The 15,283-nt window shown below is 65.7% G+C and carries 13 protein-coding genes; 2 read left to right on the forward strand and 11 right to left on the reverse strand.

What is annotated here, in order from left to right:
• Positions 1 to 16 precede the first annotated feature (16 nt).
• Positions 17 to 2,368, reverse strand: coding sequence for a GH92 family glycosyl hydrolase (locus tag GIW57_RS00105; RefSeq protein WP_236508778.1), 2,352 nt, complete (start codon positions 2,366 to 2,368; stop codon positions 17 to 19).
• A 463-nt stretch (positions 2,369 to 2,831) separates the two neighbouring features.
• On the opposite strand from GIW57_RS00105, the gene GIW57_RS00110 reads away from it, so the two are divergent.
• On the forward strand, positions 2,832 to 3,080 hold the full coding sequence (locus tag GIW57_RS00110) for a hypothetical protein (RefSeq protein WP_025874402.1): 249 nt from the start codon (positions 2,832 to 2,834) through the stop codon (positions 3,078 to 3,080).
• A gap of 98 nt (positions 3,081 to 3,178) precedes the next feature.
• Here GIW57_RS00110 and GIW57_RS00115 read toward each other — a convergent pair whose 3' ends face one another.
• Together GIW57_RS00115 and GIW57_RS00120 are read right to left on the reverse strand one after the other, a co-directional pair.
• Positions 3,179 to 3,502, reverse strand: coding sequence for a thioredoxin family protein (locus tag GIW57_RS00115; protein WP_236508779.1), 324 nt, complete (start codon positions 3,500 to 3,502; stop codon positions 3,179 to 3,181).
• 5 nt (positions 3,503 to 3,507) lie between these two features.
• Positions 3,508 to 3,924: a host attachment family protein gene (locus GIW57_RS00120; protein ID WP_089235798.1), complete on the reverse strand. Its 417-nt coding sequence runs from the start codon at positions 3,922 to 3,924 to the stop codon at positions 3,508 to 3,510.
• A gap of 584 nt (positions 3,925 to 4,508) precedes the next feature.
• On the opposite strand from GIW57_RS00120, the gene proP reads away from it, so the two are divergent.
• On the forward strand, positions 4,509 to 5,996 hold the full coding sequence (proP, locus tag GIW57_RS00125) for a glycine betaine/L-proline transporter ProP (RefSeq protein WP_100465550.1): 1,488 nt from the start codon (positions 4,509 to 4,511) through the stop codon (positions 5,994 to 5,996).
• Between the two features lie 47 nt (positions 5,997 to 6,043).
• Here the strand turns inward: proP and GIW57_RS00130 are convergent, their stop codons facing one another.
• The 8 genes from GIW57_RS00130 to GIW57_RS00165 form a co-directional block, all read right to left on the reverse strand.
• Entirely contained in the window at positions 6,044 to 6,643 is a 600-nt protein-coding gene (locus GIW57_RS00130; protein ID WP_236508780.1) for a hypothetical protein, read from the reverse strand.
• 254 nt (positions 6,644 to 6,897) lie between these two features.
• Positions 6,898 to 7,551, reverse strand: coding sequence for a hypothetical protein (locus GIW57_RS00135; RefSeq protein WP_236508781.1), 654 nt, complete (start codon positions 7,549 to 7,551; stop codon positions 6,898 to 6,900).
• Positions 7,552 to 7,554: 3 nt separating this feature from the next.
• Positions 7,555 to 7,896 carry a type II toxin-antitoxin system prevent-host-death family antitoxin gene (locus GIW57_RS00140; RefSeq protein ID WP_100465552.1) on the reverse strand — a complete coding sequence of 114 codons (342 nt, stop codon included), beginning with the start codon at positions 7,894 to 7,896 and terminating at the stop codon, positions 7,555 to 7,557.
• 96 nt (positions 7,897 to 7,992) lie between these two features.
• Positions 7,993 to 9,453, reverse strand: coding sequence for a porin family protein (locus GIW57_RS00145; RefSeq protein WP_236508782.1), 1,461 nt, complete (start codon positions 9,451 to 9,453; stop codon positions 7,993 to 7,995).
• A 90-nt stretch (positions 9,454 to 9,543) separates the two neighbouring features.
• Entirely contained in the window at positions 9,544 to 10,308 is a 765-nt protein-coding gene (locus tag GIW57_RS00150) for a Slam-dependent surface lipoprotein (RefSeq protein ID WP_236508783.1), read from the reverse strand.
• A 54-nt stretch (positions 10,309 to 10,362) separates the two neighbouring features.
• A complete protein-coding gene (locus GIW57_RS00155; RefSeq protein ID WP_236508784.1) occupies positions 10,363 to 13,473 on the reverse strand; it encodes a TonB-dependent receptor in 3,111 nt (1,036 codons plus the stop codon).
• A 194-nt stretch (positions 13,474 to 13,667) separates the two neighbouring features.
• On the reverse strand, positions 13,668 to 14,621 hold the full coding sequence (locus tag GIW57_RS00160; RefSeq protein ID WP_236508785.1) for a FecR domain-containing protein: 954 nt from the start codon (positions 14,619 to 14,621) through the stop codon (positions 13,668 to 13,670).
• Positions 14,622 to 14,703: 82 nt separating this feature from the next.
• Positions 14,704 to 15,207, reverse strand: coding sequence for an RNA polymerase sigma factor (locus GIW57_RS00165; RefSeq protein ID WP_236508786.1), 504 nt, complete (start codon positions 15,205 to 15,207; stop codon positions 14,704 to 14,706).
• Between the last annotated feature and the right edge of the window lie 76 nt (positions 15,208 to 15,283).

The raw sequence follows: 15,283 nt of genomic DNA on the forward strand, positions 1-15,283 counted from the left end.
CTTGGTGGGCGCTGCGTCACGGGCTCATCGAATACGGCGCCTGCGCGCCCTGCCCCGGCCAGTCCTTGTTCGGTTCGGCCTGCATGGTGAAATGCAGCTCGCCACCACCCAGAATCTCATCGTGGCGCAGGAAGGTGCGCTGCAACGGCTTGCCGTTGAGGGTCACGCTGCCGACATAGGTGTGCTTGTCGTCCAGGCCTTCGGCCACGATGGTGAAGGTCTTGCCGTTCGGCAACCGCATTGCGGTCTTCGGCAGGAACGGCCGGCCGAGGATGTACTCGCCCGAGCCCGGCGCCACCGGGTAGAAGCCCAGCGCAGTGAACACATACCACGCCGACATCTGGCCCACGTCATCATTGCCGGCCAGGCCATCGGGGCGGTCGGCGTACTGGGTGTCCATGATCTGCTTCAGGCGTGCCTGCGTCCGCCACGGCTGGCCGGCATGCGAATACAGGTAGGCCACGTGGTGGCTGGGCTCGTTGCCATGCGCATACCAGCCGATCAGGCCGGTGATGTCTTCCATGTGTTCGAAGATGGCCGGATCGACCTTGGCATTGAACACTTCATCCAGGCGCGCCAGCAGCTTGTCGCTGCCACCATGTGCGGCGGCCAGACCAGCCACGTCCTGCGGCACGTACCACGAGTACTGCCAGGCATTGCCCTCGGTGTAGTCGGTGCCGTAGCCGCTGGCGCTGGGGTCGAACGGGGTGCGGAAGCTGCCATCGCGCTTGCGCGCGCGCATGAAGCCGGTGTCCTTGTCGAAGGCATTGCGCCAGTTGCCGGCACGCTTGTCGAAGGTTGCCGCCACATCGGCCTTGCCCATCGCCTGTGCCATGCGCGCGATGGTCCAGTCATCGAAGGCGTACTCCAGCGTCTTGCTGGCCGCTTCGCCTTCTTCGTCGATCGGCACGTAGCCCAGCTCACGATACTGCGCGATGCCATCGTAAGGACCGTAGTTGGCGGTCTCCACCATCGCCTTCAGCGCCTTGTCCGCATCGAAACCACGGATGCCCTTCACGTAGGCGTCTGCGATCACCGGCACTGCGTGGTAACCGATCATGCACCAGTCTTCCAGGCCGTGGAACGACCACACCGGCAACATGCCGTAAGGGCTGTGCTCGTGATGGGCCAGCATGGAATTGACGAAATCGCTGTTGCGCTTCTCCGGCTGCACCAGGGTCAACAACGGATGCAGGGCACGGTAGGTATCCCACAGCGAGAACGTCGAATAATTCGTATAGCCCTTGGCCTGGTGTACGGCGTTGTCGGCGCCGCGGTACTGGCCGTCGGCATCCATGAACAGCGTCGGCCCCAGCAGCGTGTGGTACAGCGCGGTGTAGGCGCTGCGACGCGCGTGCTCCGGGGCATCGATATCCAGCACCGACAACGCCTGCGTCCACTCCTGCTTTGCCTGCGCGCGCACGCGGTCGAAATCGAAGTCGGCCACTTCGGCATCGAGGTTGGCGATGGCACCGGCCTCGCTGACCGGCGAGATCGCCACCTTCACCACCAGCGGTGCATCCAGTTTGCCGAAGTCGAACGTGCCCACCAGCTGCCGCCCCTCGATCTGCGCGCGCTGTTTCGGGTCCTTCTCGCCCGGGGGCGCAAAGCCCTTGTAGACGATGTCCTGCTCGGTGTTGTGCAGTTCGTGGCTGGCCAGCGGCCGCGAGAAACGCATCGCGAAGTACAGCTGGCGGCCGGCTGCCCAACCGCGGGTCTCGCGGAAACCGGTGACGGTGCCATCGCCACGCACGCGCACCCGCGACCACAGGATCTTCCCTGGGTAGTCATACATGCTGGTGCGCATGTCCAGCAGCACCTTGGCCTCGGTGCCCTTCGGGAATGCGTAGCGATGCACGCCCACGCGGGCGCTGGTGGTCAGTTCGGCGCGCACCTTGTAGTCGTCCAAGGTGACCGCGTAGTAGCCCGGCTCGGCCTTCTCGTCGTTATGGCGGAAGCGCGAGGCGTAACCACTCTTGGGCTTCTCGGGGTCGCCGCGCTCCAGGCCTGGGTTGCCGGTGAACGGCATCAGCAGGATGTCGCCCAGGTCTGAATGGCCGGTGCCGGAAAAATGCGTGTGCGAGAAGCCGACGATGCTGCTGTCGTCATAACGATAGCCCGCTGCCCAGCCATAGGCCTTCTCTCGCGGCTGGATGCGCGTGTCGGGGCTGAGCTGGACCATGCCGAACGGCACCGTTGCGCCGGGGTACGTGTGCCCCTCACCGCCGGTACCGATGAACGGATCGACCGAGGCATAGGCCTTGTCGGCGGCGGTCTTGGCCGGGGCGGCTACAGCCAGGCCGGAGGCGAACATCGCCGTAGCGGCGACAGCGATCAGGAGACGACGGTCCAGCGTGGGCATCGGCATTTGGATCGATTCAGGTGATGGTCAGATCCTAGCACTGGGGTGGCGGTGTCGCATGCTGCAGTGCGGATGCCGCCTTCAACGCGTGACTCTGCAACCAATTGGATGGATCGACGCCGGTATTGAATGGATGCTGGCGAGGCTGGCACGCCAATTTCGATGCGAAAGCGCAACCGGTTGTCGGAATGGGCACTACTGAAAAAATTCAGCCCGTAAATGGAGACTTCGAGATGCAATGCCTATTGGAACAGACCGCCATTGCGTGTGCAGGATGTCCGCGCAGCGCGAACACACGCTGCCGGGTGTGGAACCCCGAAATGAGCCTTGGGAGCTGCTTGCCGTGACTACGGCGGGCGGTGCGCGGCGGCCGCATGGCCCTCCGGCTTTTCCCAAAGCTCAGCCGAAGTTCCAACCCCGCACCGCTCGCCACCCTTGCGGTGGCTACGTCCCCTCAAGGAGCCATCGCATGTCGCATGAACCGCCCATCCTGACCCCGGAAATGGAATCCCTGTTCTTCCGCATCGAGCACGCCCTGAACACCGCCGAGGGCATGGCGATGATGATCGGCGAGAACGAGCCGGCCGACCCGCAGGCACACCTGCGCCCGGGCTACAGCCTGCAGAAGATCACGGTTGCGATGATGGCGCTGAGCCAGCATGGCCGGCGGTTGCTGCATGAACTGCGCGAGCAGCATGTGCGGGTGACGCTGCATTGAAGCCTGTAGAGCCGAGCCCATGCTCGACTCTGGTGTGATCGAGCACTACGGTTGGTGACGGAGCACGCCGAGGATGGGCTCGGCTCTACAGGAGCCGCTCAATCCGGCAGCGCGCTCTGCAGTGTGGCGAGATCAGCCGCATCCACCGGCCGCACCACGCGCGCCACTTCCCTGCCGTCACGCAACAGGATCACCGTCGGCCACAGCTTCACCTGGAACGAGCGGCCCAGCGGTTTGCCCTTGCCGTCTTCGATCTTCCAGTGCGGCAGATCATGCGCATCCACGAAGGCCTGCAGCGCCGCTTGCGCAGCCTGGCAATGGCCGCACCACGGCGCGCCGAATTCCAGCAGCAGCCAACCGGCCTGCGCATCCACCTCCGCGCGGGCCGGCTCGGCTGCAACATGATCACGCATGAAGGGCATGCCGGTTAGGCCTGCAGCGTGCGCTGGATGTCTTCCAGCGGCGCATTGGTCAGATCCTTGGCGATATCGACCAGCAACCGCGCCTGCGTCTCTTTATGAAGCAACGGACGGATGCGGCCAAGCGTGGTGGGATCGGCGATCAGCACCAGATGCGCGTAGCGGTTGTTGAGCGCATCTTCGTTGAGCTGCTCGGCCACCTGCTTGGCGAAGGTCGCTTCGTTGAGCTGCGAGATCGACATGTCCTTGGGCACTGCGCCCGACGGCCCCTGTCCGGACACACCCTGCTCGCTGATGTCCTGCAGGCGCAGCTCGCCTTCCTGCTTCAAGGTGAGCTTCTGCTCGCTGCCGACGTTGGTGAACACGCGGGCCGAGCCACCATCGGCGACGATAACCAGGGTGCCTTCGGGAATGCGACGGGTCATGCGTTACTCCTTGCGTTGGTTCTTGACCACCGTAAAAGGCATGGCGTGAGCGAGGTGAGCACAACATGTTCATTCGATGTGCTTGGGTCATCTGCATGAACAGGCAACATGGAACGCTGCGTTCGTGCTGGCGCGATTCTCGGCACGCTCACACTGTAACCGTTATCATGAACGCATGATCGACACGACCCACTGCGCGTCAGCACCTGTTGCTGGCATGCGGGAAGCACTGCCGACCGGCGCTTCGCTTTCCATCATTGCATCCCCGTCGCCTTTCCATCGCCTCGCGCTGGATCCCGGCGGATGACGCCTGCGGGCCCTGCCCCGCCTGTCCCCTGCGCCTGCCACCACCACACGTGCACTGACGCGGTCTGACACGTAATCGGACCCATCCGATCGTCCCGCGTTCTGGCAGCGGGCAATGCTTGTCGCGTGCGCGGCGCTTGATCGCACACACCTTTCGCCCCGTTCCGGGCCTTCCATTCGATGCCCCTGCGCCTGCTGCGCCAGCATCGCCGTTTCCGACTTTCGGGACATCCGTACCGCCCATTCCACTCCATTTCCATTTTTCCAAGGGAGTCCCCATGCAGGACAACTCCGATGCCCACGCCCATTTCGGCTGGTTCAAACGCCGCCGCCATCTGAAGGTCGACGAGATCACCGTTGTCGACAAACCCATGCTCAAGCGCGCCGTGGGCGCCGCTGCACTGGGCAACGCGATGGAATGGTTCGACTTCGGTGTGTATGGCTATCTCGCCGTCACCATTGGCCAGGTGTTCTTCCCCTCCAGCAACCCCACCGCGCAGGTGATCGCTGCGTTCGCCACGTTCACCGTGGCCTTCCTGGTACGCCCGCTGGGCGGCATGGTCTTCGGGCCCCTGGGCGACCGCTATGGGCGCCAGAAGGTACTGGCCTTCACCATGATCATGATGGCGCTGGGCACCTTCGCCATCGGCCTGATTCCCTCTTACGAACGCATCGGCATCTGGGCACCGGTACTGCTGCTGCTCGCGCGCGTGGTGCAGGGCTTTTCCACCGGTGGCGAGTATGGCGGCGCGGCAACCTTCATTGCCGAGTACTCCACCGACCGCAACCGCGGCCTGATGGGCAGCTGGCTGGAGTTCGGCACGCTGGGCGGCTACATCGCCGGCGCCGGTACGGTCACCGCGCTGCACATGCTGCTGAGCAGCGAACAGATGCTGGACTGGGGCTGGCGCATTCCGTTCCTGGTGGCCGGCCCACTCGGCCTGCTGGGCCTGTACATGCGCATGCGGCTGGAGGAAACGCCGGCGTTCCGTGCCTATGCAGAGGAAGCGGAAAAGCGTGACCACGAACGTCCGGGCCTGGGTGAGCTGCTGCGAGTGCACGGTCGCCAGCTGATCGTGTGCATGGGCCTGGTGCTGGTGTTCAACGTGACCGACTACATGCTGCTGACCTACATGCCCAGCTACCTGAGCGTGACCATGGGGTATGCCGAGAGCAAGGGCCTGCTGCTGATCATCATCGTGATGCTGGTGATGATGCCGTTGAACATCGTCGGTGGCCTTTTCAGCGACAAGCTGGGCCGGCGCCCGATGATCATCGGCGCCTGCATCGCGCTGCTGGTGCTGGCGGTGCCGAGCCTGCTGCTGGTGGGCAGCGGCAACGACTGGCTGATCTTTCTCGGCCTGATGCTGCTGGGCCTGGCGCTGGTGTGCTTCACCAGTTCGATGCCCTCCACGCTGCCGGCACTGTTCTATACGCCTGTGCGCTACAGCGCGCTGTCCATTGCGTTCAACGTGTCGGTGTCGCTGTTCGGTGGCACCACGCCGCTGGTGACCGCCTGGCTGGTGGAGCGCACCGGCGATCCGCTGGTGCCGGCCTACTACCTGATGGGCGCGGCGGTGATCGGGCTGATCACGATGATCTTCGTGAAGGAAACCGCCGGCCTGCCACTGCGTGGTTCGCCGCCGGCCGTGGGCTGCAACAAGGAGGCGGCCGCGCTGTTGAAGAGCGATGCGCCGGTAACAGTGGATCGCACCCTGCCGCCGTTGCCGGACGTGGCCGAGCCGGAACAGGTGACACCGGCCTGAGTGCGGGAGGCAGCGCCGGGCATTGCCTGGCGCTGCCGGTAATTCGATTACTCGGCGCGGGTCAGCTTGCCCGGGGTCCAGCGCAGGGTCCAGACGTAGTCGCCATCCGGCGGACAGACGTGCTTGTGATCCACGAAATCACAGGTGTGTGCACCGGCAACGATCTTGAACGCGACGATGATGCGGTCACCTTCAACCCTGATGGAGTGCACCGCACCAGGAATCTGCTTACCCGCATCATTGCCGTAGCCAGACGCGCGAATCGCGGCGAGATCTTCAGCATCGACCGCCGACAGGCTTTTCGGATTTTCCTTGCCCCGAGGATCATCTGCTGCCAATGCCGTCATCACTGCCACCACATTGCTCTGTGCGAACGAGCCACCGGAAAAGGTCGATGTATAGAGATAGATGACCTCGGCGCGGCCATCAGCGTCCAGGTCGGCAACGGCGGTCCACACGGGGCGGAAATCTCTTTCGATGTCATCGCCGGGGATACGACGCAACGAGGCCTCTGCTGCGTTGAACGCCTGTATCAGGCTCGGTGGCGATGCGTTCGATGCCGCAAATACCGGGTCAGCGCCCACCAGCGCGCAAAGCGTGATTGCGGCAGGCAGCAGGATGGAACGGGAAAATGCAGGTCCGTGCATGGTGTTCTCCTTGGTGAATGCCGTGCATCCGCCGAGCATGGCCCGGCGCTGCTGATAATGTGGATTACTCGGCGCGGGTCAGCTTGCCCAGGCCCCAGCGGCACACCCAGGCATGCTGGCCTTCCGGTGGGCAGGCCACCTTGCCACGCACGCACAGCTTTGAATGGCCGCCACCGGAGCGCGCAGGCCGATGGCCTGCCAGTGCTTTCGATCGTACATCCCTGTTCCCCGATCAATGAATCTGCAGCGTTGGATCATCGCACAGGCGGGCGGGCAAGCGGCGTGCTGTCGGCATGCAGGTCCATCGCGCGCATGACGATGGGCTTGGCCCAGTCCGGGGTGTGCAGCAGCTCCACCACCGACACCGGATACTGCAGGCCCTGGCGATCCAGCGCCAGCACCGGCAAGGGGGCAGCATGCCCGTGGCGATCTGCTGGCGCGCTGTTGTCATACACGTGCAGTTCGGCCAGGTGCGGCATCAATGCCAACAGGTTTTCGCGTGCGGAATCGAAGCGTGCGCGGATCTTGTCCTGCGGAATGTCGTGGCCACCGGCGGCAACCCGGGCGGCCACGCGGGCAACATGCAGTTCGACAGTGGCCAACCCGCAGAACCAGATCGCCACATCGTGCTCGTTACAGGCCTCGCGCAACAGGCGCGGAATGGTGTTGCCGCCCAAGGTGGTTTCAAAAGCAAAATCGCTGCCGTCGGCGATCGCCTGGCGCAGCCGTCGTGCGCCCTCCTGCCATGCTTCAGCGTTGGCTTCGGGCAACGGCCAGCCCGCCTCCACCAGCCGTCGGGTGAAGCTGTCCGGGTTGTACCAAGCCAAGCCGTCGGCCTCCAGCCAGGTACCGAGCAGCGAACTCTTGCCGGCGCCGTTGACGCCGGCCAACGCCAGGATCCGCCCCATGAGTCAGAGCGGTCGGCCGAGCGCGACCTTGTGGCCGCGGCGGATCGGCTTGCCCATCACCTTGCCCAGCCCCTCACCCTGCTGCAGCCCGGCCAGCGCATGGTCGAACTCGATACGCAGACGCGAGAGCACGTCGCTGCGCTCCTCGGTGTCGCTGCCGCTGGCCCTGGCCAGCAGCTCCTGGTACGTCTTGATGTCCACGATCACCGCTTCGGGGTGGTTGTGGTTGGTGATGACCAGCGCCTGCTTCTCGCGCACGGTACGCATCAGGCTGGGCCAGCCACGGGTCTTGACCGAGGATGCCGGGGCCTTGTCGAGGCCGGGCAGGTCGAGCGGGAGGGTCATGGCATGGCTCCAGCGGAAGGATATGAGGCCACTATACCTAATTTGGCCAAATTGGGGATAAATGGACCCGTCCGCCCTCCCGCCCCGGCCGACGGGTCAGAACGACCGTTCCCATTTCAGGCTCAGCAGGCTGCGATCGTGGCTGTACAACCAGTCCACGTTGCTGTCGATGCGCGCGTAACGCAGGCTCAGGCTGGGCACCAGCCCTGCTACGGCCAGGCGCTCGCTGCGCACGATGGCGATCAGGTTCTGCTCGCTGTCCTGCCGACGCGCTTCCAGCAACGGGCTCCAGGCATCGTAGTCACGCTCACGCAGCGACACGAACACGGTGGCCGTGGTGCCGCTCCACTGGCGTGCTGCGCCCAGGCGCAGGCCGCGTTGCCGGTAGCCATTGGCCGGATCAGCGGCACTGCTGTCACTCAGGTCGACCCCGACAAACACCGTCCAGCGCGGGTTGAGCGCGCGGAACCAGGTGGCATAGATCGCCGCCAGTTCACCGTCGTAGTTGCTGGCCAACCCCTGCTGTCGATAGCGCTGGCGTTTCCAGTCGGCTTCCAGTTTCAGCAGGCTGCGCGCATCGGCGGCGAACTGCCATTCGCCATGCACGCCGGCACCGCCCTGCAGCGCGTGGTTGCCCAGCCCCTGGTAATCGTAGCTGGGCGCCAGCAGCGCGGTATGCCGTGCGCTGCGCCAGCTGTAACCGGCCTGCACGCTGGCATTGAGCTCGTTGTAGTCGCTGTGCCCGCGCCACGCCTGGCCGAACGCCAGCCCGCGCAGGTACAGCCCATGGTGGCCGGCCAACGGCAGGCGCCGTTCCAGGCTGGCGTCGTAGTCCAGGCCGAACGCTGCCTGTGCATCGGGCAACCGGCGTTCGATGAAGCAGGTCGTGCCGTCACCGAACAGGCAAGTGCGGCTGGCCGAGCTGCGGTTGATGTTGTCGCTCCACGCGGGGCCAGCAGCGATCGCACCCTTCCAGCGCTGGCGCGCCTGCAGGGCCTGCAGGTAGCCGTCCACCCGCGTACGCACACCCGCCGTTGCAGGGTCGTCGCCATCGATGCCGGCTGCGATCGCCTCGAACAGGGCGATGGCATCGCGGTCGCGCTGGTCTTCGGCGTAGACACGTGCCAGTTCCAGCCGCGCCGGCAGGAAGTCCGGCTGCGCGGCGAGCACGGCCTCGTATTCGGCGGCGGCCTTGCCGTGCTGTCCAGCCACCCGCGCCAGCGCGCCCTGCGCGTAGTGGCGCAGCAGCGGATCGTGGCCGGGCAGTTCGACGTACTCCGCCAGGAAGGCGGCCACCGCCTGCCATTGCTGATGCTGCAGCGAGAGATAGAGCGCCTGGCCGAGGTCGTCGACAGTGCGCTCCACGCGGTACTGCTGGCCGTCGAGGGTGATGGTCGGCCGCTCGTGCTCGGCCTGGCGCAGGCGTTGCTGGTCCTGTTGCTGATGACGCAGCTCGCTGCCCTGTTCGAGCACGCGGCGCAGGTCATCCTGCTGGGCGCGGGCATCATTGAGCGGCCATGCCAGCAGCAGGACGACAAGAAAGAGAAGGTGGCGCATGTTCGATCCGGTTGAAGCACTATCGCGGGCCGAAGCAGGGACTGGCGGATCGCGGCTTGTCCCTGCCCTGCCCCGTCAGGGGCGTGGCGATCAGTTCTTGCTGCCGCCGAAGGCGGTGTCGTACTGGCTGTTGCCGGCGAAGGTGGCGATGCCGGCCAGGGTGGCGGCGTTGGCACCGAAGAACTGGCCCTGGCTGGTGCCGGCAACCGTACCGTTGGCCGTGGCCGAACCGGCGAACGACGCGTTGGCGCTGTTGATCGATGCAGCCACGGCCACGGTCAGGCCCGAGCCGGCCAGCGCGCCGTTGAGGCTGCCGGTGCCGAAGTCAGCGCGGAAGGTACCGCTGAGCAGGTTGCTGCCGTTGAACTTGTTGAGGCCCGCGACGGCGTAGGTGGCCACGCCTGCCGGCAGCGTGGTGCCGGCGCGGTCACCGGCGAAGTAGACCTGGCGGTTGTTGAAGCCGCCAGCCGCACCATCCTTGGACCATTCGCCGAACCAGACATCGCCGCTACCGACCTTGACGAAGTTGAAGTGGCCCATGCCGGCGTGGTTGCCCGGGGTACCGGTGATCGGCATGGCGAGGGTGCGCACGGTGGTGCCGTTGATGACCGTGGGTGCCGAGTAGGCGCTCAAGCCCTGGAAGTCCACACGCGTGCCACCCGAGACGGTGCCGACGCCAATACCGGCCTTGCCAGCCGAGTGCGGGCCACCATTGACCTGCGATTCGCCGACGTTGACGTTCAACTGCGGATCGGTGACGGCGCTGGCCGCACCGACGATATCGGCAGCGTGGGCGGCACCGGCCAGGGCCAGGCTGGCGGCGACGGCAAGCAGGGAACGGGAGATCATTTTCATGGAAAACTCCTTGGATTGAGGGAACTACAGGTACAACGCTTGCAACGGTGAAACTCAGAAGCGCGCAGTGAGCGCAAGCTTGACGGTGCGCCCCGGCGCCGGCAGCGTGGAGCGCGTGGCCGGGTCGACGTAATAGCGGTTGCCGAGATTGCTGCCGACCAGTTCAACGCTGGCGTGGTCGTTGAAGCGCCAGCGCGCATAGGCATCCACGGTGGTGATGTTTCCCCAGGTGAACGGCACGTTCTGCCAGAGCAGGCTGCTGCCACCTGCCAGCAGCCGATCGCGGTAGACCTGCAGGTCGGGGTTGTCGTGGCGCCGGTAGTGCACGATGCGGCTGCCCAGTTCCAGCCGCTCATCGAACAGGCGCGTGCCCAGTGACAGATTCACCGACAGCTTGGGAATCGCCTGGGTCAGCAGGTAGCCACCCACGAAACCGTCCTGTACGCAGTTCGGCACCAGCCCGCGGTTGGCGTCGAGCAGCACCGCGCTGCTCTCGTCGCACACCTCGTTTTCCAGCGTGCGCGCGATACCCAGGTCGCTGAAAAAGCGTCGATTGTCGAAGCGCGCCTGCAGTTCGATGCCACGGATGGTCTGCTTGTCGATGTTGTCGAACAGGAAGTAGGCGTCGCGCTCGATCACATCGCGCGTCTTGTGCACGTAGTAGGCCAACTTGACGTCGGCATCGGCGGTGCCGCCGAACAGCGCGGACAGATTGTGTACATAGCCCAGCTCGTAGTTGTAGGCGTGCTCGGGCTTGAGCGCGTACAGCGGATTGAGGCTGCTGGAGAAGGAAATGGTGCTCTCGGACATGCTGGGGAAGCGCACCGCCTCGCTGTAGCGCAGGTAGATGCGCGCGGCCGGCGACAGGTTCACCGTTGCCGAGAAGGTGGGCAGCCAGGCATGGTCGCGACGGCGGGTATTGCGTCCATCCACCGGCCGCGACTGCACTGTGTTGCGGATGCTGCAGACCAGGTCGCTGCCGGGGAACAGCGGCAGCGCGCCGGGGATGGCAGCCACTTCGCCATTGAGGCACGGATTGGTGGCACGGGAGTAGTTGCCGTCGGCATCGGGCAGCCAGGCGATGGTGTGCTCCACCGGCTGTGGCGTCTGGTAACTCTGCAGCAGGCCACGGATCGCATCGTCGACGAACCAGCCCATGCCGATGCTCTCCCAGAAGGCGCGCTCGGCTTCGAGCGAATCCACCTGCGCCTGCACGCTGGCTGGGCGCTCCGGCAACTCGTTGACCCGGTAGCTCGCCTGCTTGCCGCCCACCCCGCGGGTCAGCAGTTCAGGATGCTCGCCGAGGAAGTCATCAAAGGCCCAGTAGCGGCTGTAGCGCACGCCGGCATTGAGGGTGAGGAAGTCGACCGGCCGCCACTCCAGCGTGAGGTAGCCCTCGCCTTCCTGGCGACGGCCCGCGCGCGGGTACATTCGCCAGCCATCACTGACGCCGAAGTACGGGTCTCCCGACCCCAGTTTTTCATACTGCCAGTTGCCGCCCACGGTCAGGTCAAGCGTGGAATGCAGGCCGAAGCGGTTGCTCAGGGTCAGCCCGGTACGGTCGTTGCGCGCATTGGCCAGCGAGGTGTTGCGCAGGATCGGGCTGCGGCTGGAATCCCAGTCCGGGTTGCCCGAGGCGAAGTTGGGGAAGCCACCGGCGGTGTAGGTATCGCTGTTGGTTTCGGTCCGCCACAGGTTGGCGCGCAGGTCGAGCCAACGGCTGCCGGCCGGCTGCCAGCGGTACTCCAGGTTCCAGGCATCGGAATCGACCCGGCTGAGCGGCCACTGGATGCGCCCGTAATCCGGTGCGGACAGGATGCGCGAGGGCATGATCTCGCCGTAGTGCGAAAGCGTATGCCGCCAGGTAGCCTTGAGCTGCTGGTCATCGCTGATCTGCCAGGTGGCCTTCAGCAGCCACGACTCCTGTTCGCTGGAGGTGTTGGGGACTTCATCACCCGGCTTGAAGTAGCGCGCCAGCGTGGTGATGTAATCGATGCCCTGGTATTCGTACTGCTCGCGCGGGTCCTGGTCGTAGTAGGCACTGCCCCTGCTGCCGGAAAAATAGTTGCCGCGCTTGCGCCACGCGTAGGCCGCCATCACGTCCACCCGCTCACCGCGCCAGCCCAGGGCCAGGCGCCAGGCCTGGTCATCGCCATCGAACGGGTTGTCACCGCTGCGCGATTTCACCGGCACCACCAGGGTGCGGTCAGCATAGGGCGAGTTCGGCGACTGCTGCGGGAAGCCATCCACCGTGCGGTAGTCCTCGCCGGTGTGCAGCCGTGGCAGGCGCGGTGACACCGCATTGCTGCTGCCTTCGATCTTCAGCTCCCCGCCGAAGCGCTCACCGGCCGGCACGATGTCGTCGACGTCGAGGGTCTTGATGACCATCGCTCCGCCGATACCGCTGTGTACATCACGCACCAACGCTGGCCCCTTGATGACCTGGATGCCACCAATCAGGTTGGGATCGATGTAGTTGCGGTTGCTGACGCCGTTGTAGCCCCGCCATACGGTCAGCGCCTGCTCGCCACCGTCGATGCTGACCGGCACCCGTCCCGGCCCCTGGATGCCGCGGATGTTGAGGTCCAGCGCGCCGCTGTTGCGGGCGTCGCCGCTGAACACACCGACCAGGTCCTTGACCACATCGGCCGGGTTGGCACCGCGATAGCGCTCCACCCGGTCGCGGCCGGAATAGGCCGTGCTCAGGTCGAGCGCGAACACGTCGTCGTATCCCCAACGATCACGTGTTTCGCCGCCGTCGGCCTGCAGGCGCCCGCCCACTTTCAGCGTGTCGGTGACCACCACTCCGCCGTCAGCGGCGGCGGCCTGCAGGGTCCAGGTGCCGCCCGGCTCCTGCTGCGCGCGCAGGCCACTGCCCTGCAGCAACTGGTCCAGTGCTTCGGTGGGGCTGTACTGGCCCTGCACTGCACGCGAGCGCCGCCCTTCCACCAGATCGCTGCGGAACACCACCTGCACCTGCGACTGGCGGCCGAAGCTGCGCACTGCGTCGGCCAAGGCCTGTTCGGGAATGGCATACATGCGCACGGACGCAGTAGCGGCGTGGGCGCGGGCGGTCGGCGCCCAAGCGAAGGGAACCAGTGCCGTGGCGATGGCCAGGGCGAGGACGGTGGCGCGGCGATGACGGGCGGATGCCGGGAACGGCATGAACGGTGACTCCTCAAGGTGGCGGGACCGTGCGCACATCGGGTGCACGCGGTTCGGTTGGCTTGAGAAGAAACGCGGTTTCGCTCTGGCTATACCACTAGAGACAAGGTGGGGCCGGATCTGCCCACGGTTTTTTTGTTGACCGGCAGATCATCCACGCATGGCGTGGATGAGCCCAACCGCTACCCTCGACATCACCACAACAACAACGCGCCGCCCGGCAGGCGCTGGCTGCGCAGACCGGCCTGCTGGGCCACGGCGGCAATCGCCGCATCCGGCTGCTGCAGGTGGAACAAGCCGCTCACCGCCACCTGCGCGCCCTGCCCGCGCAGAACCCAGACCGGCGCACGGCGATAGCGGGCAAGACGCTCAATCGCCTGTTGTGCAGGCAGATCATCAATGACGATCTCGCTGCGTCGCCACGGTGCGATGGCCTCCACATCGGTCAGCTGCAGCGGCTGCAGCCAGCGGCCATCACGGAACGCGCGTGCCTGCCCAGCCTGCAGCCGCTGCGCAGCAACATGACCCGGCCGGATCTCGACTTCACCCTGGCTGACCTCGGTGGTCACCACGGCATCCTGCAATGCAACGCTGAATGCCGTGCCGATGTCACGGATCTCGCCGCCGCCGGCCTGCACGCGGAACGGTCGTGCTTCGTGCGCGACCTGGAACCAGGCGCTGCCACGCAGCAACTGCAGGCGGCGCTGGCCGGCGCTGAAATCAAGTGCCAACGCGCTGCCTGCATCCAATATGGCAGTGCTGCCATCCTGCAGTTGCACCGTGCGCGGCGCGTTGTCGCTGCGCACATCGCTGCGGACCAGCAACCACGCGTGCGGCGCCACCGTCACCGAAAGCAGCAGCACCGCCGCACTGGCCAGCAGCCAAGGCAGTCGACGACGCGGCTGCAGCGGCCGCAACGCGGGTTCGGCGGTCAGTTCCGGGAGCGCAGCCAGGACATCCGGGCCGGCGGCATCCAGGCTTTGCCAGAAAGCCTGCTGCTGGCGCCAGGCATCGGCATGCCTGGGATCGGCTTGCAGCCAGCGTTGCAGGGCGTGTTGCTGGCGCTCCGGCAACCGGCCCGCATTGCACCGTATCACCCAGCGCAACGCCTGCCTGGCCTGACGCGGCGAGGGTATGGACGTAGTCATGATTGTGGCCTGCGGCACCACCAACGGGTGCGCCTTACAGTTGAGACAACGGCAAGCGGCCTCTGCCCACGGCACATGCGGGTCATGCGCGGCTTCCCCGCTGGTGCGGCTGGATGAGCAGGGCCGCGCGCAGCACGTACTTGCCCACCACGCTCTTGGAAATACCCAGGCGCACGGCGATCTCGCGCTCGCTCAGGCCCAGGTAACGGTTGAGCACGAAGCACTCGCGCACCTGTGGCGGCAGCGCCAGGATGGTCTGGCTGATCTCGCGCAGCTGGGCCTGATCCAGCACCTGCGCCTCGCCATCATTGCGGGCATCGGCCAGGTCGCTGGCGTACTCCGCCATCGCCCGCCTTTCGCGCGCGTCGGCCTGGCTGCGGTTGAGCGCGTGGTGGTAGGCCATGCGGTACAGATACCCGCGCGGTTCCAGGATCGGCGGGTCGCCGGGCACGCTGCTGGCCTTCAGATAGAGGTCCTGCAGGGTGTCCTCGGTACTGGCCGGGTCGAGGTAGCGGGCAATGAAGCGAGACAACGCACGGCGCTCGCGGATCAACAGCTCGATCAGCGCCAGGGCATTGGGAGACATAAGTGCCAAGGCCGGACCGGGGAATGATGGGCGTGATGGCGACGGTCCGGACCGGGAGTGTAGGCGGCAACCGCCG

This window comes from Stenotrophomonas sp. PA-6-5C, from assembly GCF_021605635.1.
Lineage (GTDB): Bacteria > Pseudomonadota > Gammaproteobacteria > Xanthomonadales > Xanthomonadaceae > Stenotrophomonas > Stenotrophomonas lactitubi.